The 18,672-nt window shown below is 70.3% G+C and carries 15 protein-coding genes and 2 pseudogenes; 7 read left to right on the top strand and 10 right to left on the bottom strand.

What is annotated here, in order from left to right; translation table 11 throughout:
- Positions 1–131: 131 nt before the first annotated feature.
- Positions 132–971, bottom strand: a complete 840-nt coding sequence (locus tag ACWD4O_RS41285) for an alpha/beta fold hydrolase (RefSeq protein ID WP_451288186.1) — start codon at positions 969–971, stop codon at positions 132–134.
- Between the two features lie 129 nt (positions 972–1,100).
- On the opposite strand from ACWD4O_RS41285, the gene ACWD4O_RS41280 reads away from it, so the two are divergent.
- Entirely contained in the window at positions 1,101–1,715 is a 615-nt protein-coding gene (locus ACWD4O_RS41280; protein WP_451288185.1) for a TetR/AcrR family transcriptional regulator, read from the top strand.
- Here ACWD4O_RS41280 and ACWD4O_RS41275 read toward each other — a convergent pair.
- Both ACWD4O_RS41275 and ACWD4O_RS41270 read right to left on the bottom strand, forming a co-directional pair.
- Complete coding sequence (locus ACWD4O_RS41275; protein ID WP_451288184.1) at positions 1,656–2,177, bottom strand: hypothetical protein; 522 nt, start codon at positions 2,175–2,177, stop codon at positions 1,656–1,658. The genes ACWD4O_RS41280 and ACWD4O_RS41275 overlap by 60 nt on opposite strands.
- A gap of 254 nt (positions 2,178–2,431) precedes the next feature.
- Positions 2,432–4,126: a carboxylesterase/lipase family protein gene (locus tag ACWD4O_RS41270; RefSeq protein ID WP_451288183.1), complete on the bottom strand. Its 1,695-nt coding sequence runs from the start codon at positions 4,124–4,126 to the stop codon at positions 2,432–2,434.
- 199 nt (positions 4,127–4,325) lie between these two features.
- Here ACWD4O_RS41270 and ACWD4O_RS41265 point away from each other — a divergent pair, with 199 nt between their 5' ends.
- Positions 4,326–5,762 (top strand): hypothetical protein, encoded by a 1,437-nt coding sequence (locus ACWD4O_RS41265; RefSeq protein ID WP_451288182.1) that lies wholly within the window; start codon positions 4,326–4,328, stop codon positions 5,760–5,762.
- Positions 5,763–5,835: 73 nt separating this feature from the next.
- On the opposite strand, the gene ACWD4O_RS41260 is transcribed toward ACWD4O_RS41265, so the two are convergent.
- The 3 genes and pseudogenes from ACWD4O_RS41260 to ACWD4O_RS41250 all read right to left on the bottom strand — a co-directional run.
- A complete protein-coding gene (locus ACWD4O_RS41260) occupies positions 5,836–9,021 on the bottom strand; it encodes an ATP-binding protein (RefSeq protein ID WP_451288181.1) in 3,186 nt (1,061 codons plus the stop codon).
- A 212-nt stretch (positions 9,022–9,233) separates the two neighbouring features.
- Positions 9,234–10,102: pseudogene (locus ACWD4O_RS41255) on the bottom strand (dioxygenase family protein).
- A gap of 93 nt (positions 10,103–10,195) precedes the next feature.
- Positions 10,196–10,549: pseudogene (locus ACWD4O_RS41250) on the bottom strand (alpha/beta hydrolase family protein); the annotation flags it as partial.
- 176 nt (positions 10,550–10,725) lie between these two features.
- On the opposite strand from ACWD4O_RS41250, the gene ACWD4O_RS41245 reads away from it, so the two are divergent.
- The 3 genes from ACWD4O_RS41245 (at position 10,726) to ACWD4O_RS41235 (ending at position 14,192) form a co-directional block, all read left to right on the top strand.
- On the top strand, positions 10,726–11,523 hold the full coding sequence (locus ACWD4O_RS41245; RefSeq protein WP_358805360.1) for an SDR family NAD(P)-dependent oxidoreductase: 798 nt from the start codon (positions 10,726–10,728) through the stop codon (positions 11,521–11,523).
- A gap of 344 nt (positions 11,524–11,867) precedes the next feature.
- Complete coding sequence (locus ACWD4O_RS41240) at positions 11,868–13,010, top strand: Rieske 2Fe-2S domain-containing protein (RefSeq protein WP_451288180.1); 1,143 nt, start codon at positions 11,868–11,870, stop codon at positions 13,008–13,010.
- 312 nt (positions 13,011–13,322) lie between these two features.
- The gene (locus tag ACWD4O_RS41235) at positions 13,323–14,192 is read left to right on the top strand and encodes a universal stress protein (RefSeq protein ID WP_451288179.1); all 870 of its coding nucleotides are present in this window, start codon (positions 13,323–13,325) and stop codon (positions 14,190–14,192) included.
- A 743-nt stretch (positions 14,193–14,935) separates the two neighbouring features.
- Here the strand turns inward: ACWD4O_RS41235 and ACWD4O_RS41230 are convergent.
- Positions 14,936–16,006 (bottom strand): zinc-dependent alcohol dehydrogenase family protein, encoded by a 1,071-nt coding sequence (locus ACWD4O_RS41230; RefSeq protein WP_451288178.1) that lies wholly within the window; start codon positions 16,004–16,006, stop codon positions 14,936–14,938.
- 8 nt (positions 16,007–16,014) lie between these two features.
- Positions 16,015–16,539, bottom strand: a complete 525-nt coding sequence (locus tag ACWD4O_RS41225) for a flavodoxin domain-containing protein (RefSeq protein WP_451288177.1) — start codon at positions 16,537–16,539, stop codon at positions 16,015–16,017.
- A 326-nt stretch (positions 16,540–16,865) separates the two neighbouring features.
- On the opposite strand from ACWD4O_RS41225, the gene ACWD4O_RS41220 reads away from it, so the two are divergent.
- Complete coding sequence (locus tag ACWD4O_RS41220) at positions 16,866–17,243, top strand: pyridoxamine 5'-phosphate oxidase family protein (protein ID WP_451288176.1); 378 nt, start codon at positions 16,866–16,868, stop codon at positions 17,241–17,243.
- 164 nt (positions 17,244–17,407) lie between these two features.
- On the opposite strand, the gene ACWD4O_RS41215 is transcribed toward ACWD4O_RS41220, so the two are convergent.
- Both ACWD4O_RS41215 and ACWD4O_RS41210 read right to left on the bottom strand, forming a co-directional pair.
- Positions 17,408–17,833: a tautomerase family protein gene (locus ACWD4O_RS41215; RefSeq protein WP_451288175.1), complete on the bottom strand. Its 426-nt coding sequence runs from the start codon at positions 17,831–17,833 to the stop codon at positions 17,408–17,410.
- 6 nt (positions 17,834–17,839) lie between these two features.
- Complete coding sequence (locus ACWD4O_RS41210) at positions 17,840–17,998, bottom strand: hypothetical protein (protein ID WP_451288174.1); 159 nt, start codon at positions 17,996–17,998, stop codon at positions 17,840–17,842.
- A gap of 151 nt (positions 17,999–18,149) precedes the next feature.
- Here ACWD4O_RS41210 and ACWD4O_RS41205 point away from each other — a divergent pair, with 151 nt between their 5' ends.
- Positions 18,150–18,632: a winged helix-turn-helix transcriptional regulator gene (locus ACWD4O_RS41205; RefSeq protein ID WP_451288173.1), complete on the top strand. Its 483-nt coding sequence runs from the start codon at positions 18,150–18,152 to the stop codon at positions 18,630–18,632.
- The last annotated feature ends 40 nt before the right edge of the window (positions 18,633–18,672 follow it).

Raw genomic sequence — 18,672 nt, 5'->3', positions numbered from 1 at the left:
AACTTTGGTGACGGGTTTACTGATGTTTGAAATTCGGAACTCCTTCAATCAGCGCGGCCGGCGGTGCGGGTACGCCAGGTCGACCTGGCGAACCGTCACGGCATGCAGGAGTGGCACGTGTGCCGTCGACGCTACTCGTCGAGGAACTGAAGAGCGTGCTTCAGGAACCGCTCGGGGTACTGGAACTGCGCTCCGTGCCCGGCGCCTGGGTAGATGATCAGCTGGGCGTCGGGGATGTTCTGGGCGAGGTGCCAGGAGTTGATCGAGGCGATCATCACGTCGTTCTCGCCGTTGAGGACCAGCGTCGGCTGGGTGATCGCGTTCAGGTAGGCATAGGGATTCTCGCCCGGCAGCGGTTCCGCATAGGCGATAGCCGCTTCGAACTGCGCCTGTGCGACCGCGGGCGAGCTCGGAGTGTCCTGGTCGGCGCGCTGATGGCGTCGCTCCCAGAAAGCCCGGCCCGCTTCGCGCGCGGCTTCCGAGCGGCCGAAGAACAGGAACTGGAAGTCCTCCAGGGTGGGGACCGGATTCAGTGCGTAGTCAGGCACCTTGGGGTCGCTCGTCGGGTCCCCGCCCCGGAGGCCGGTGCCGAGCAGGAGCAGCTTGCGCACCAGCTGGGGGTGGCGCAGCGCGACCTCCTCCGCCTGGTAACCGCCGATCGAGAAGCCGAGCAGATCGACCTGCTCCAGCCCCAGCGCCTGGATGACCGCGGCGATGTCGTCGGCCATGTCCTCCATCCGGTTGCGCGGCGTACCGGATGACGAGGCGATGCCGCGCCCGTTGAACAGGATGACCTCACGGCCTTCGGCCAGGCCGTCGGTGAGCAGGGGGTCCCAGTTGTCCATTCCCCCGCGGAAGTGCTGGATCAGGAAGATCGGGACGCCGGAAGCCTTGCCCCAGCGTCGGTAGGCGAACCGGTCGCCGTCGACCTCGATGTACTGAGTCGGTGCTGTCACATGCGTGTCACTCATGGCCTGACCCTTTCTGCAGTCGGTGAACCTTACGATGATGGTCATAATCTAAAAAGTCAACCGCTTAGATGTCGCCCGACATCTATGTATGCTGGGCTGTCGAGCGTCGACAGAAGGGGCGGGCCGGCCATGCGGGTGACCAGGGCACAGGCAGAGCAGAACCGTGCGCACATCGTCGCGACAGCCGCCAGACTGTTCCGTGAGCGCGGCTACGACGGTGTCGGCGTGGCGGAGCTGATGGCAGAGGCCGGGTTCACCCATGGCGGGTTCTACAAGCACTTCCGCTCCAAGGCCGACCTGATGGCCGAGGCGTCCGCGAACGGGCTCTCCCAGACTGCGGCAAGGACGGAAGCCCTGGACATCGCCGAGTTCGTCGAGTCCTACGTCTCCCGGGAACATCGCGACGGGCGCGGTGAGGGCTGCACCATCGCGGCCCTCAGCGGCGACGCCGCACGTCTGCCCGAGGGCGTCAGGACGGAGTTCGCAGCAGGCATAGAGAGCCTGACGACGGCCATACAGGCCGGAGGCGACGCGTCGCCGGACACGGACCAGCGCACGGCCCGCGCCACGGTGATCGACGTGCTGGCCCACTCGGTCGGCGCGATCATGCTGTCGCGGGCATGCCCGGACGGCTCTCCACTGGCGGACGAAATCCTCGATGTCTGCCGTGCGGCGATCCTCGCGTCACTGGCACACGGAGACGGCGGCCGGCCCGCGACAGAGGGCCTGGAGAACTGGTCCTGAGGTCTCGCTTCGCCATGTGAGCGCGGCCGAGGGCGACGGCCCGGCCGACAGCGGTACGGGACGGAACAGGGGCGGGTACACGTAGTTGACCAGGTTGGCGATGGCGAGGGCCCACCCCCGAGGGCCGGCGAAGGCCCACCGGCTCCCGCCGGAGATGAGGTGGGCGGTCGCCCACCGGCCGCTGAGAGCAAGGGCCACCAGGAGCAGCCCGCCGGGCAGTCCCGCGCCGAACGGCGAGCCGCTCCAGATTCCGGCGAACCAGCTGCCGACCGCGCCGTCAGCGATGAGGAAGAAGATGAGGAAGAACAGGATCTGCAGAAGGAGTTCGAGGAACAGCAGGTACCGCCCCAGCCTTACCGGGGCCAGGCGGTTTCGCGCGAGCAGCCATCTCCCGTAGACCAGGGCGCCCGCCGTCCACACCCAGCCCCTGAGCGAGGGAGCGTGCTGCCCGCCGGCGTGCACGGCCCCAGCAGGGCTGTTGTCACGGTGAGGCGGTACCCCAGCGTCAGGAACACGCTCCCGGCCGTTCGGGGCATCGGCAGGACAGGTAGGGACATGGAACCGGGCCTTCGTCTCTGTGCCAATCATTTCTGTGCCGATCGAACGCTGCGGTGGACGCTCCTCGGTCGCTCAGAGGTCCCTGTCCGGTTCAACGAAGCGTCTGGCGGCGGGGTACGGCAGTCTCCTGCCGTGCGGCGGGCAGGCCGGCCCGGTTGTCAGGGCAGACGGCTCCAGAAACCGAGGTTGTGTTCGCGGTGGTAGTCGACGGGCCCGATCCGCTCCGGTGACAGCGACTGTGTGTATGGACGGCCACTTGCCGCCGATCCATGGGGGAGCCAGGGCGGCAGGCCCGCACCGCGGGGCTCGCCGGTTCGCGCGAACGCCGCCCAGTATCCGGCCATCGTGGCCGACAGGCGGCGCTGCGCCGGGGTGAACAGCGGCTCGGCCGCCTCGTCCTCGAACAGGTACGGGGTGTCGCCCGCATGGAAGGCGCCGAAGTCGAAGTCGCCCGGCAGCGGCAGGAACATCGGTGCGTCGCGGTCGGCGAACTCGTAGGCGTACAGCGGCACATGCCGTGCCAGCGCGGTGTGCTGGGCCTGTGTGCCGCGTGCCCACATCCGGTCGGTGATCACGGTCGCCCACGCCAGGCCGGGAGAGGGGAACGCGGTCGACGGATACGCGGCCCGCACGCGCGCCACCCGGCTCGCCCCGAACGCGGTGCGCAGCGCGTCGTCGTAGTCCGCCTCGGTGAACGGTTTGCCCACCGCGTCGTACGTCATCCCGACGAACACGCGGTGCTCGTCACGCGTCGCGCCGGACAGGACGGGAACGTGGTGGAAGCGCCCTGCGCGCAGTGCCGTGGGCGGCAGTTCGGGCAGGGTGGCGTTGCCGTATCCGAACGCCTGGAAGGCGTTCATGATGTACGGCACCTTGAGGATCGTCTTCACGGGCAGGGCGCGCAGGCAGGCGAGAGTGCGTTCGGGACGGTCGCTGCGGCAGCCGAGGGACGAGGTCATCTCGGTGGTGATGTCCTCCATCTCGCGGCCGGTCCGCCAGACGTACCAGGGGTATCCCGGTACGCCCGGCCCCATGGCGCCGGCCGGCATGTCCATCATGGCCTCACCGCTCGCCATGACGGCGTGGTGGAACAGGCCTCTGGAACCGGGCGAGGTCAGATGCCCGGCGACCGCTGACGCGCCGAACGACACCCCGGCCACCGTGATGTTGCCGGGATCACCGCCGAAGGCCCGCGCGTTGTGCCGTACCCAGGCCAGCGCCGCCTGCTGGTCCTGGAGGCCGAAGGTGCCGGCCCCCTCCAGACCCGGCAGCGCGAGACCGCCGAAGACGCCGAGACGGTAGTTGACGGTGACGACCACCAGACCCCGCCCGGCCAGCCGTCGCCCGTCGAAAAAGGCACCGCCACCCACGGAGCCGTCCCCGTGGATCCACACGAGCACGGGCGCGGGCGCGGCCTGCCGCAGGGCCGAAGGGGGCGGTGTCGTGACGTTCAGGACCAGGCAGTCCTCCTCCGTGCTGGACACCTGCGCGTACGGCGAAGGCACCTGCGGGCACAGCGGTCCCGGCTTGGTGGCGTCCCTGACCCCCTTCCACGGCCGTACCGGCTGGGGTGGCGCCCACCGGTGCCGTCCCGCCGGGGCGCCCGCGTAGGGGATGCCGTGGAAGATCCGGTACGCGCCCGACCGGGCGCCGCGGACCCGCCCCGCGTCCGTGCGGACCGTGTCGACGACGGCGGCGTCGTGCCGGGTCCCGGCGGCTGCCTGACCGGCATCGTTGTTCGCGGTGATGCTCAGCCCGGTGAGAGCCAGGGCGGTGAGAGCCAGGGCGGTGAGAGCCAGGGCGGTGACCGTCGTCAACACGGCCGCCCGGCGAGGAGTTCTGAGGTGTGTCACAGCGCGAGCCTTCCTCGTGGTCGTCGGCACCGGTGCGTGGACGCACCGGAGGCGGCCCGATCGGACGCGCCTTCGGGCACGGAGGGCCCTGCCACGAGGAAGGCGCGTGATCGCATCCGGCGGTGGCGAGTTCCGATCACGCGCACTTACGGGTACGGCACCCTCGCATCGGGCGGGGGGCAGGCTGAAGGAGCCCGGTATGGCACCCACCGCACCCGATTTCGGTCCGGACATCGACCCTTACGCGCTCTACGATCCGCAGCAGGGCTGCGATCCCGCCGCCAAACCCGGCCTGCTCGGCTTCCGTGACCTGGTGCTCGCGGCGTATCCCGAGACGACCAGCCTGGGGATCAGCCGGGAATGCGGCAGCGGAGGCCAGAGCGAGCACAAGGAGGGCCGTGCCTGGGACTGGGGCGTGAACGTCCAGGGCCAAGGCCATCTGGCCGACGACCTGATCGACTGGCTCCACGCCACCGACCGGCACGGCAACACCCATGCCCTGGCCCGCCGGTTCGGCATCATGTACATGATCTGGAACCGGCGTATCTGGATGGCCAACCGGCACAGCGCCGGCTGGCAGCCCTACCGGGGCGCCAACCCCCACACCAACCACATCCACTTCAGCTTCTCCTGGGCGGGAGCCCGCCAGGAGACAAGCTGGTGGAACGCCCCCGTGGTGCCGGACCGGCGGCAACGGCTGGCGGTGGGGATGTCCGGGGACGGCCGACTGGAGATCTTCCACGGGGCGATCGACCAGATCTACCACACCTACCAGCACGAGACCGGTGGAACCTGGTCCGGGTGGCAGGCATTCGGCGGGCCCGCGAACGCGACGGTCACGTTGTCGGCGTCGCCGGACGGACGGCTGGAGCTGTTCGCGATGAACGGCGAGACCTTCATGCACCGGTACCAGGTCAAGGTCTCCGCCGACTGGAGCGAGTGGAACACATCCGGCGGAGGCGGCGATCACCTGGCGGTTGCCAAGAACCACGACGGACGTCTGGAGGTCTTCGCCAGCAATGCCGCCGGGGTGCATCACCGCTGGCATGACACCCCCGGCGGCACGTGGCACGACTGGCGGCCGTTGGGCGGTCCGCCGAGTGCTCGGCTAGCGGCCTCCCCCGCGTCGGACGGACGGATCGAGCTGTTCGCTCTGACCGACGACGTCTTCCGCCACACCTGCCAGACCGACCTGAGCGGCACTTGGCGCCAGTGGGTCGACTTCGGCGTCGGGGGCGGACACCTCGCCGTCGCGCACAATCGCGACGGCCGGCTGGAGACGTTCGCCACGAACTCCACCGGCGTTCACCACCGCTGGCAGAACACCCCCGGCGGTGACTGGCACGACTGGCAGCCGCTCGGCGGCCCGGCAGACGCGCGTCTCGCCACGGTGGAATCGCACGACGAGCGGATCGAGATCTTCGCCCTGACCGACCAGGTCCTCCAGCACAACTACCAGGTCGACGCAACCGGCGCATGGCGCACATGGCAAGACCTCGGCGGCGGAGGCTACTTCGTCCAGGCCCTCCGCAACCGTGACGGACGGCTGGAGATCTTCGCCAACAACCCCGGCGGCGTCCACCACCGCTGGCAGCACCGGCCCGGCAGCGACTGGCACGACTGGCAACCCCTGTGACCCGTCCGCACAACTCGGGCTTCGCGGTCACCGTCATGCGGTGGCCGCGTGGGCCGGGGGTTCACCCACCAGGTCACACATGCCAGCGGATGTCCTGGTCGGGTGTGTAGCGGCACATCGTCCCGGTGGACACCGTGCGCCGCAGATGGGCTGCCAGTTCGGGGTGCTGCTCGTCCAGCCGGCGCAGGGTGTCACGGATGCGGGCCGTGACGTTCTTACGGGCGCGTTCGCGCGAATCGCCCAGCCTGCGGGCCCGGCCGCCCAGGCCCGCGTACCGGCGCAGTTCCTCCAGCAGGGCGGCGCGCTCCTGGTCGTAGGCCGCCGCGCGCCGGTCGTCCCCCTGCTCGACGGCCCGGTCGATCTCTGTCTCCAGCCGCTCCAGATGTCGGCGATACCGCCGGCGTGCTTCGTCGTCCAGCACCTCGTCGGCCCCCATGGTGTGCGCAGTCGCCACGGCATCGTCCTGCGGGTTCAGCAGCCGGACGGACGGGACGTCGCGGCCGGGTTCGCTCAGCAGACAGTGCAGGTCCCGCAGCCCCTTCGCGTCGGGCATGTGCGTGGTGCGGCCCCCGTACGTCAGCCGCCACACCTCGCCGTTGCGGTGGAACTCGTACAGGCGGGCCGGCTCGTCCTGCACGGGCCGCGGGCCCAGGTGCGCGATGCGGGCCAGCAGGTGAGTCATCCCCAGTTGGTGGGCTTGCGTCGCTGTCTCGTCGAGCAGCGCGTCGAGGGCCTGCTCGCCGCCCGTTCCCTGCGCCGCCAGCGCGAGGGCCAGCTCGACGCGGGCGCGCAGTGACCACGGCAGCGCGTGCAACCGGTCGGCCGATCGGCGGGCTTCGGTGAGGTGGCGCACCGCCGACTCCCAGCGCCGCTGCCCGGCATCGAGGATGCCCAGCCAAAGGGACGCCGGGCCGCTGATGTCCCATCCGAAGAGGGAGACCAGCCACTGGCCCGCGTACGGGGCCAGCGCGGCGCGGGCGTTGTCGCACCACGCGGCATCGCCCGAAGCCGCGGCCGCCTGCGCCTGGTAGCGCAGCCACAGAGGGGTGACACTGCGGTGCAGCACTGTGTCGCCGCCACCGGCGCCCGGCCGCGGGACGGGCACGCGCGGGCTCTCGCCGGCTTCCAGTTCGGTGAGTGCCTCCACGAGATCGACGTACGGGTGCTGCTGACGCCGCAGTTCGCCCCGCAGCTCCTTCGCCTCGGTGAACCTGCCCTGCATGAGGAGCAGCGTCCAGCGGTGATGGGAGATGAAGTACTGGTAGTAGTTGGGGCCCGGCGTACTCATGGACACGGAGGCGTCGAGCAGGTTCGCCGCCTCGGTGAACCCGCCCGTCATGGCGTGGACGACGCTGCGGTCGATGATCGCGGTCAGACGCAGGCGGGGTGAGCCGTCGGCGGCGGCCACCGACAGCATGGCGTGGAAGTCTTCCAGGAACCGAGGATCGTCGGATTCGACTGCCGCGACCCACCGCATGGACATCGCGACGTGCTCCGTCCATCGGTCGCCCCGGTTGCGGGACAGCGCGATGAGTTCCGACGCCAGGGCGTGCCGGCCTCCGGCCGTCCGCGGGCCCCACTCGGACTGCAGCTTCGCCCACAGACCGATGTGCAGGGTGTCGTCATCACCTGCCGCACGGGCGCCGACGACCACCGCCGTCGCGACGCGCCGGGCCAGGTGGGACTGCGAGAGCGGCAGATCACCGTCCCCCGGGTCCGCTGTCGCGCCGGATCCGGTGCGTTGCCCGAGCGCCCATCGCAGGGCGCGCTGTTTCAGCAGGGCGGTGTCCCCGTGCCCGTCGGCCCCGTACAGGGTCAGTGCCGTCCGCCCCATCAGCAGAGGGTCGCCCAGGTCCCTCGCCAGAGCCGCGGCGTCGCCGAAGACGCTCCAGGACCGCTCGTGCTCACCGGACAGCTGGAGCGCCAGCCCCAGGTCGAGCCCGAGCAACACCCGCCGCCGAGGGGCCGCCCGGCCGAGACGGTCCAGGGCGCGGCCGTAATGTCCCGCGGCCTCCTCATGAGCCATGCGGGTCTCCGCGTGGCGTGCCGCGGACAGCATCAGGTCCACCGCCACGTCGCGGTCCAGTTCCTCGAAGGAGAAGTAGGCGTGGCGCGCCAGCTCGACCGGGAGGGTCATGTCCAGTGCCGCCACCGTGCTCCGCAGCGCACCCGCGGCGGCGGCGTGCAGTCGGCGCGCGCGGGGTGCGTCCAGGTCGCGGTACAGCGTCTCGCGTACGAGGTCATGCTTGAAGACGACCTCGCCGGACCGGTCGTGCTCCACCAGTTGGGCGTCCACGGCCTGGGCCAGCCACCGCCTCACCTGGGCCGGCGACTCTCCGATGACGCTCGCCAGCGTGTCTGCGTGGAAACGCCGTCCCAGCACGGACGCGGCACCGAGACACTCCGCCACCGGATCGTCCAGCAGCGCCAACCGCTGCTGGAGGGACGCGTGCAGGCCTGGCGAGATCGCGGTCACGTCATGACCGCCCGCCCACAGGCGGGCGGTCTCCTGGACGAAGAAGGGGTTACCGCCCGTCCGTTGCAGGACCTCGCCGACGACTCCCTCGTCCGGTGTCCGCCCCGCCGTACGGCGCATCAGCTCCGTGACGTCCGCAGTGCCGAGCCCTGTCAGCGCCAGCGTCGTGGCCCGGGTCATCAGCGACCGCAACGGGTCACGCAAGGGATGGTCCGGCCGCTCGATCTCCACATCCCTGAACGTGGCCACGATCAACACCCGTTCCAGCGATATGTGTTGAGCCGCGAACTCCAGCAGGGCGACCGACGCCGCGTCCGCCCAGTGCACGTCCTCCAGCACCACCAGCACCGGCTGCTGCTGCGAGGCGGTGACCAGTACGGTCGTGACCGCGTCGAACAACTGGAACCGGTCCACCTCCGCTGCCTTGGAGCCGCTGCCCAGCAGAACCTGGCACGCCGCGCCGGCAGCGTCCGACGCGGCCTCCCACGCCTCTGCCCGAACGGCGCTCCGCAGACCCCGGACGACCTGTGACCAGGGCCAGTACCCGGGAGTGCCGTCGGCGTCCCAGCACGACCCGCGCAGCACGGCCATGTCCTGGTGCTTCGCCTCTTGGACCGCGCAACCGGCGAGGGACGTCTTGCCGATGCCCGCCTCGCCGATGATCAGCAACAGGCCGCCGTGACCGGCGCGCGCCCGTTCGGTGTGGGCGCGTACGGCGCGCAGGAGGTCGTTCCGCCCCAGCAGTGAGGGTTGATTCCCGGCACCGGACGGTGGCTTGGTCACGGTCGGCACCAGCCGTGCCGGATGTACCCGGTCCACATCACGCCTTCCCCAAGGTGTCCGTGCCGGCCACAGCCGTTGTCCCATTCGGTAGCGTAAAGGCTGTTCGAAAAGTGGATCAAATCGAGCAATTTCCACTGGAATCCATGGCACCGTCCGGCACGGCCCCGGACTCGGCACGGCCGTCCACGAGGTGAAACTCGGCTGTCGGGTGGTCACGGCGTTGCCTCCGGCGCGGTGCTCAGGACGATGTCGAATGTGGCGTGGGTGAAGGGGGCGGCCACGCCGAAACGGTCGGCTTCCCGGTGTCGTGGGACTCGCTGAAGTCGGTGATGAGACCGTGCTTGACGGCGAAGACGGCCTCGGAGTCGATATAGGGGCTGTCGGCGACGAACGCGTGGGTGGTGACTGTCCGATGACCGTCGGCGCTCGCGATGAACTGGACGTGGGCGGGCCGGCACGGGTGCCTGTCAGCGGCTTGGAGAAGGCGGCCCACAGGGTTGTTGGTGGGGATCGGGCAGTGCGAGGGGACCACAGTGCGGAACCAGAAGCAGCCCTCGCCGTCGGTACGGAACAGTCCGCGTCCGTTCCCCGGTGGCTGCACGTCGGGTTGCTGGACGTCGTAGAAGCCGTCCTCGGTGCACTGCCACACGTCGAGTTCGGCGTTCGCCAGTGGTGTGCCGTCGGCGCTTGTCACCCGGCCGGAGATCACACAGGGGTGGGCGGTGCCCATCAGGTCGATGGATTCGCCGAGTTCACGATACGGGGAGGCGGTCATGTGGCAGGGACCGAGAACGGTGCTCTCTGTTCCGTGCTCGGTCCCGTTCAGGGTTTCGACGAGCGTGGAGACGCCCAGGACGTCGGAGGGCAGGACGAACTCCTGGCGGGTGTCGTCGCACGTCTGGCCGACGGCGGTGAGGAAGTCGATCGCGGCTTCCCACTCCTCCATCGTGGGCTCGATGTCCCGTACGAAGTCATGAAGAGGGCGGGTCAGGCTCTCCAGGACCGTCCGCAGCCGGGGGTCCTTGGGGTCCTGGAAGCTCTCCACGACCGCGTCGGTGGCGGTCTCGACGGTGAAGTCCATGGGTGGTCCCAGCGGTTCGTGCTGCCGGCGGTGGGGGCGAGACGGTCGGACCGCCGGGGCACCGTTCGCCGCGACAGCGGCCACACGCGGGTCGGTGGCAGCCAGGTGGGCCGCGAACAGGCCGCCGAAGCTCATGCCCTGGATGCCGATGGGGCCGTCGAGCCGCTGATCGGCTTCGACCAGGTCGACGAAGCGGGCGAAGCCCTCGGTCACGCGCTCGTCGACATACAGCTGGTGGGTCAGCCGGGACTCCCCCTGACCGGGCCCTTCGGCGAGCAGGCAGGCCAGGCCGCGCGCGGTGTACGCGTCGGCGATCGGCAGGTATGCCGCTCCCCAGCCGCTGAGGCCGCCCCACACGATGACGGTGGCATGGACCCTGCCGGAGGAGGGTCGGCACAGCCAGCCGCTGAGGATGCCACCGCGGTGCGGGACCGCGACCCGCTCCATGGGTGTCGTACGCGAGAAGGAAATATGGTGACGCTGGCCACGCTGAATGCGGGCGTGCAAGACGGGTACGCGTCGCGCGGTGCCGCCTGCCCCGGGCGGAGCCTTCGATGTGCGTCCCCGGCGCGCTTCCCCGAGCAAGATGTGCACCGCAGAGGCACAGAACGGGAGTTTCCTCCATGACGCAGCTCGATCTCACCGGCTCCACCGCCCTGGTGACCGGTTCCACGCAGGGCATCGGAGAGGCCATCGTCGTCGGGCTGGCCCGGGCGGGCGCCCGCGTGGCAGTGAACGGGCGGACCCCGGCGAAGGTCACCGCGGCCGTCGAGCGCGTCCGCGCCGCCGTGCCGGGCGCGGACGTCGTGCCCGTCGTGGCGGACGCCGCCTCCGACGAGGGCGCCCGACGCATCGGGGACGCCCTGGAGCATGTGGAGATCCTGGTCAACAACCTGGGCATCTTCGGCGCACAGCCCGCCCTGGAGATCACCGACGACGAGTGGCGGCGCTACTTCGAGGTGAACGTGCTGGCCGCGGTCCGGCTCACCCGCCTGTACCTGCCCGGCATGATCGACCGCGGCTTCGGGCGCGTCCAGTACATCGCCAGCGACTCCGCCGTGGTCACGCCCGTCGAGATGATCCACTACGGAGTGACCAAGACCGCGCTCCTCGCCGTCTCCCGCGGCTTCGCCAAACAGGCCGCGGGCAGCGGGGTGACCGTCAACTCCGTCATCGCCGGCCCCACGCACACCCAGGGCGTGGAGGAGTTCGTCTACCAACTCGTCGACGCCGACCTCCCCTGGGACGAGGCCCAGCGCGCCTTCATGCGGGACCACCGGCCGCAGTCCCTGCTCCAGCGGCTCATCGAGCCCGAGGAGATCGCCAACATGGTCGTCTACCTCAGCTCGCCCCTGGCCTCCGCGACCACCGGCGGGGCCATCCGCGTCGACGGCGGTTACATCGACTCCATCACCCCGTAGGGCCGGGGGGGCGGGGGCTGAGCGAGTGCCGCTCCGGCGCCGACTCGGCCGGCATCTTCGACGTCTGCTTGGCATCTGCTCAAGCGCTTGAACCCTGAAGGGATCATCGCGTTCACCCTGCGCTCAGGTCACGTCGGAGCGGAGCAAGCCTGCGAGCTCACGACGAGCCACCTGCCGACCAGCCGGTCCTGGTTCCTGCTCGGCAGCGGCTTCCTCCAGGCCGTCCGTGACCTCTCGCCGAGGGTGGAGTCGCTCACCCGTCCGGATGCGCTGGGTAGTGCGTCGGTGGCGGGCGGCCGGGAGGATGGAGGGGGCTCTGTCCCACGGGCGAGGGAGAGGTATGCATGGTCGACCTGCGGCGCGTCGGGGCGAACCCGGATTTCTGGTATCCGGTCGCACTGTCCGGGAGCGTGCGCAGCAAGCGGGTGCTCGCGACCGCCTTCGCCGGAGAGCGCATCGCGCTCTACCGCGGGGAGAGCGGTACCGTCCACGCGCTGGAGGACCGGTGTGCCCACCGTCAAGTGCCGCTGAGCATGGGGGCCGTGGAGGGCGAGACGCTGCGCTGCGGCTATCACGCGTGGGTCTATCGCGGCGACGGCCGTCTCTCGCAGATCCCGTACCTGTCCAAGGGCGATGGCCGGCCGCCGCGTGGCGTGCGCAGCTATCCCGTCCGCGAGGCGTACGGCCTGGTGTTCGTTTTCCCGGGCGATGCGGAGAAGGCGGCGGTCACCCCCCTGCCCGACCTGCCGGCATACGGTTCGGCGCAGTACAAGACCATGACCTTCTCCCGGACCGTGCACTGCCACTACTCGTTCATGCACGAGAACCTGCTCGACATGAATCACCAGTTCCTCCACCGGGGCGTCGTCGGCAGGCTCCACCCCCAGTTGCTGGGATACCGGACCGGGCCGCGGTCGGTGGAGGCCCGGTACCTGTTCACCCATGCCGGGGGGAAGCGGAACCGCGCGGCCGGCCTGCTGGCCGCGGAGAGGATCGGTGGCGGTGACTCCAGCGACGTCATGACCATCCGTACCGAATACCCGTACCAGACACTTGACCTCGTCCCGGAGGGCGCCGAGCGTCCGGCCTTCCGTCTCTGGGTCGCGTACGTGCCCGAGGATGCCGAGCAGCGCGCGTGTCACACCTATGGCCTGCTCATGATCGAGAAGCCCGGGATTCCCGGGGCCTTGAATCTGGCGTGGCCGCTGATCAGGCGTTTCACCGAGCGGGTGTTCGCCGAGGACCGGATGGCCGTTGAGGCTGAGCAGCAGGCCTGGGAAGAGCAGGGCGAGGACCGCAATCATGAGGTCTTCCCCTTGATCCTGGGCGTCCGCGAGGTGCTGCGCGCCAACGGCGTCCCGCTCCGCCCCCGAGCTGCCGCGTGCCGTGTCACCCAGGACGGCCAGGCATCGGTACCCGGCCATCACGCCGCGGGTCCGGCCACCCTCGATGGCCCGGATGCCTCCACAGCACCTCCGCCCGGGTGAACGGGAGTGACGGAGGAAGGACGCGGCGGCCCGGTCCACCGCCTCCAGGCCGGCCGGCTTCTGACCCGCCGATGCCGACCACCAGGGGAATCCCCACCGCACTCGTCTCCTCTCGTGTCTCGTGGCGGGTACCCCATGCCCGCCGTCCTCCGCCGCAGCTCCACATGCGCCGAGGAGGGGATTGCGGTACTCCTCAAAGGAGAGAGGTACCGCGGTCGGCATGCCTTCGACGTCCGGAGCATGCACGCCATCGGAGTCGTTCACCGTCATCCACCGTCGTATCCAGCTTCGTACGAGACGGAGGCCGCCGCCATGCAACCAGTCGTCACCGTGGGCCTCGACGGTTCACCCGGAAGCCTCACGGCTGCCCGGTGGGCCGCCGACGAGGCCGAGAAGCGCAGGCTCACGCTGCGCCTGCTGCACGCGTGGCCCCTGCTCGCGCCGGAACCGGCCGGCGTCCCCTCGGAAGTCGATCAGAACTACTGGGCCAAACGTCTCGTCCACACCACTCAAGCCGAGTTGCAGGCCCACCATCCGGGCCTGACCGTCGTCGGGAGCCTGGTCGCCGAAGACGCCCAGGAGGCGCTGCTCCATGCAGCCTCCGATTCCGAGATGCTCGTGCTCGGTTCACATCGGCTGGGATCCATCGCGAGCTACTTCATGGGCGACGTCAGCATGCCGATCGTGGCACGGGCCGAGCGGCCGGTGGTGGTGGTTCGCGCCGAAGCCCATGACGAGGGACCTGCCTCCACGCCTGCCGGTCGCGTGGTGGTGGCGTTGAAACTGCGCGAAGCCTGCGACGAGGTCATCGACTTCGCGTTCCACAGCGCCGCCGCCAGGGGTGTTCCCCTCCTGGCCGTCCACGGCCGCAGCGTGCCGCTCCACGCGCGCACACCCTGGGGAGTGGACCACCACGTCAGCGAGGAAATGACGAAGGACGCGCGTAAGGAACTGGACAACGTCCTCCGCCCCTGGCACCAGAAGTACCCGCAGGTGGACGTGGCCGACGACATCCGTCTCGCGAGCCCCGCCAAGGCCGTCCTGCATGCCTCTGAAGGCGCCGCGCTCCTGGTCGTCGGCCGTCGCGCTCACCGGCACGGTGTGGCACCCCACCTGAGTCCCGTCGCCCACGCCGCCCTCCATCACGGACGCTGCCCCGTCGCCGTCGTCCCCCATGAGTGAGTCCGGCCGCCCCGGCGGGCAGGCTCCGCGCGCGGAGGTGTGCGAGACCCGTACCGCGATCGTGTTCTTCGCGGGGACCGCGCCTCCCTCCGGGATCGGGACCGTGATGGACCCGGGACGGACCCGGTCGGCTGTGGCAACTGGTCGTCCCTTGTCTCCGAGGACGGCTTGCTTCCCTCTGTCAGTCGTGCGGCACCACCGCTACCGGCGCCGAGGCGTGCTGCAGCACCGCGTGCGTCACCGGGCCGATGCGACCGCCGACCAACGCGTGCGATGACGGCCTGCGCGTGCACCTCCAGGGTCTTCGGCGACCTCGGCGCCGACTCCGGCAGGCTGCGTCGCCAGACCGACAAGGCCGCACGGTCCTGGGACAACGGACACCGGACACCGGACACCGGACACCGGACACCGGACACCGGTACCGCCGTGGCGCGGCGGAGGCGACGCGGCGGGCGGACGCCCGGGCGGCGTGATGCGCAGCGACAGCGGGCCCGGCCGGTCCCGGTCCACCGGCCTAGTGGGGCCGCCAGTGCGAGCAGTGCGCCCCGGCTCGGCGCGGCGTCCGGGCTCTGCTCCAGGTATGCCACATAGCTGGGGCCATGCCCGCCCGGGCGGCCGTCTCCTCTCGTGTCAGCCCGAGGTGGACACGGCGCGCGGCAAGTCGGCGGCCCAGATCGCCCGAGGGCGCGCTGTCCGTCGTGTTCGACGGTGTCTGTTCGGCCACGGCCAGTCACGTCCTCTCGTCAGGCCGCCCGGACGGCGACCTCCTCGTGCGGCTGTCCGCCGAGCACCACCTTGAGGGCGCCGGTGTCGGCGGCCCGGGCGAAGACGTCGTACGCCTCCTCCATGTGCTCCAGCGGGAAGGTGTGGGTGACGAGCTGCGTGGTGGGCAGCCGGCCTGCGGCGGCCATGCGCAGCAGGGTGGGCGTGGAGTGGGTGTCCACCAGGCCGGTGGTGATGGTCACGTTCTTGATCCACAGGTCTTCGAGGTGCAGCGTGGCGGGCTTGCCGTGGACCCCGACGTTGGCGACGTGACCGCCGGGCCGGACCATGCGCGTGCACAGTTCGAAGCTCTCCGGCACGCCGACCGCCTCGATGACCACGTCCGCGCCGAGCCCGTCGGTGAGGTCGGCGACCAGTTGCTCGGGGTCCTCGGCGGCGTCGGCCACGGCGTCGGCGCCGAGCCGTTTGGCAGCCTCCAGCCGGGATGCGGCCAGGTCGACGGCGACGATCCGCTCGGGGGCGAACAGGTGTGCGGTGGCGATCGCCGCGAGGCCGATGGGTCCGGCCCCGACGACGGCGACGGTGTCGCCCGGGCGCACCCGACCGTTGAGGACGCCGACCTCGTAGGAGGTCGGGAAGATGTCCGCCAGCAGGACGGCGTCCTTGCTCTCGACCGCGCCGGGCAGCGCGTGCACGGACAGGTCCGCGTAGGGGACACGGACGTACTCGGCCTGGGTCCCGTCGATCAGGTGGCCGAGGATCCAGCCCCCGCCGCCCCGGCACTGGCCGTACATGGCGTCCCGGCAGAACCGGCAGCGGCCGCAGGAGCTGATGCAGGAGACCAGCACACGATCGCCCGGACGGACGGTCCGGACGTCGCTGCCGACCTCCATGATCTCGCCTACGGCCTCATGGCCCAGGACCGTGCCGGGGCGCACCTCGGGCACGTCACCCTTGAGAATGTGCAGGTCCGTGCCACAGATGGTCACGGCGTCGACCCGCACGATGGCGTCGGTGGGTTCCTTGACGGCTGGGTCCGGTACCTCTTCCCAGGCGGACTGTCCCGGGCCGTGGAAGACATAGCCCTTCATGACGCTCCTCACCATCCTCTGTCCGACTGACGAGATTGCCCCACACATCCAGCTTGTCGGGTAAACACCCGATCCGCCTGGGTCGTCCTGTCTCCCTCGCCTGCCGGACGGTCCACGCCGTACCGCACGCGGCACTCCGTCGGTGGCGCGACCGCCGTGACCCTGCGGGGCGAGATGGTGACGTGGTCTCGGACATCCAGTCGGCTCATGGCCTTTTGCACGCCCCGCACGGGCGGGATGTGCCGCTCGGAGGCGGAGGCGTCGAGCGGGCCGCTGCTGAAGAACCACACGGGCCGCTGCGCGAGGAGGACGCGGTTGCGGCGGACGAACCGCCGCGCGTCCTTGTGCCAGCGCCCCGCGTAGAGCCCGCCGCCGACCACGACGGCGTCGTAGCGCGCCACGCTCGTCACGGACCGGGCCGGAAGTGCCTCGACGGTCAGCCCGCTCTTACGCAGGACTTCGGCGACGGCTTCGGCGATCTCCGCCGTGGATCCGTTCGTCGTTCCGTAGGTGACCAACACGGTGTCGGTCATGGCGGTCCACCTCCTCTCCACAGCCGGCGCAGCCAGTCGTCGGCCACGCCGTGCATTGCTTGTGCCTGGTCCTCGGTGCGCACCGACCGGGGGCCCGTCCGGCGCCGACCACGTCTACGACGGACGGTCGCAGCAGCGGCAGCAGGCTGGCCGCGTCGGCGGCACGGCCCGGGCCTCTACGGCCGACAGGTGGACGTCGTCCTGATCCAGGTGGACGGTCCAGCGCACCTCCGTCCCCTCGAAGCGGCGGGAGGTGCGCAGGCCGAGGCCGCCTCGTGCGAGGCGTCCAGCAGGACCCTGCGGGCGGGACCCTCGACCGTACGTCGGTGCAGGTCCATATCCGGGTGCCGGTCGGCCGCGTCGTGTACACCCGACACGCCCTGCCCGCGGTCCTCCCCATCAACTTCTCGCTGGACGCGGACGCCGCTGTGCTGCTGTGCACCGCGTCGGGCTCGGACCTCGTGCACGCCATCGACGGCGTCGTGGTCGCCTTCGAGGCGGACGAGTTCGATGCCGAGACCCGATCCGGCTGGAGCGTGGTCGTGACCGGGCGGGCCGGCGTGGTGACCGACCCCGCGGAACACGAACGGCTGACTCAGGTCGGCCCCAGCTCCTGGATGCCGTTGCGGGACGAGGTGTTCGTGCGGATCGAGTCCGAGATCGTCAGCGGACGCGCACTGGCGGGAACGCGCGGCACTGGCTGACGTCCCGCCCCGAGCGACCACGGGGCCTTCTGACCCTGCCGGACACGAGCCGATAGTCCCGGAGCCAACCACCGGGCTCCAGCACCTGGCCTTCGCTTCCGTCAGCACCGGCGACCTGATGGCAGTGCGGTCCGGCTGTTCCGGGGACGGTACCGGCGGCGCGATCAGTAGGAGGACGCCGAGTTGTTCTCGGCCCAGAGCTTCTCGGCGTCGGAGCCGGCCGGGGGCGGCGCGATCCCGTTGATCATCCAGAGGTCGTCGCTGGTCTCGTCGATGTGGAACTCCCAGTGCAGCCCCGCGTTCCGTTCGAGGTGGGGCTGGAGCATGCCCTTGATCCACTGGGCGGTGCGGCGCCGGCTCTCCCGGTCGGGGTTGTGGCGGGCGATGTGGTCGATGGCGATGCGGACCCCGACCGGGGTGGGCTCCCCGCCGACGTAGAAATCCTCGGGCCGGGTCTCATGGAACAGCGTGACCACGTAGAACCGGGGCAATCCGACCTTTTCGTAGTGGTCGGTGATGTGGGAGGCGAGTCGATGCTTTTCCGCGTCGGTAAAGATTCCGGGCGTGTGATGAATGGTCCACAGCGGCATGACGGTTCACGTCTCCTCGAATGTCGGGATGCGGTGCCGACGGGCGGCCGAGAAGGTCAGGCGCTCCACGGGGCCGGACAGCGCCGCCTCGGCCGCGACGGCGGCGTCGCCCGCAAGCACCTCCGTGGCCTCGGCCTTCAGGCCGTCGACGATCCGCGCGGCCACCTCGGGTCGAAGACGATCTCGACGTCGGCGGCGACGTTCGCGACTGCTGCTGCAACCACAGCATCTCCCACCTGGGTAACGAGGTCGTTACTGAGATAACATCATGCGCACGCTGGATAACGCAATCGTTAGTCACAAGGGCGGAGCGGCGATGAAGTTCGAGGAACGGCTGCGCGACCGGGATGCGTGGTCGATCGGCGACGGATGCTCGGCGGGGCGGGTGCTGGACCTGCTCAGCACCAAGACGGTGTTCCTGGTGGTCCGCGAATGCTTCTACGGCACAACCAGGTTCGAGGACTTCGTGGAGCGGATCGGGACCTCGGCACCCGCGGTGTCACGGGCACTCAAACAGCTGAAGGCCGCGCAGATCGTCGTGCCCGTTGTCTACCGGGAGCCGGGGAGCCGGGCCCGCGACGAGTACCGGCTGACCGAGGCCGGCGAGGATCTGCTGCCGGTGTTCCTGTCGCTGATGCAGTGGGGCGACAAGCACCTGCAGGAAGGCCGCCCGCCCCTGTCGTTCGTCGAGGCCGACACCGACCGTCCGCTACAGGTCCGCGTGACGGCCGACCCAGCGCCGGAGACAGTGTCCGACGACATCGAGATCCGACTGAACCCCGCCTGGCGGCGCGGCTGAGCCGGACCACCCGCGATCGCGATCAGTCTCGATCGCGATC

Source organism: Streptomyces sp. NPDC002623 (assembly GCF_053592635.1).
The sequence above is the reverse complement of the archived record's forward strand: the minus strand, read 5'-3'. Positions and strand labels throughout refer to the sequence as shown.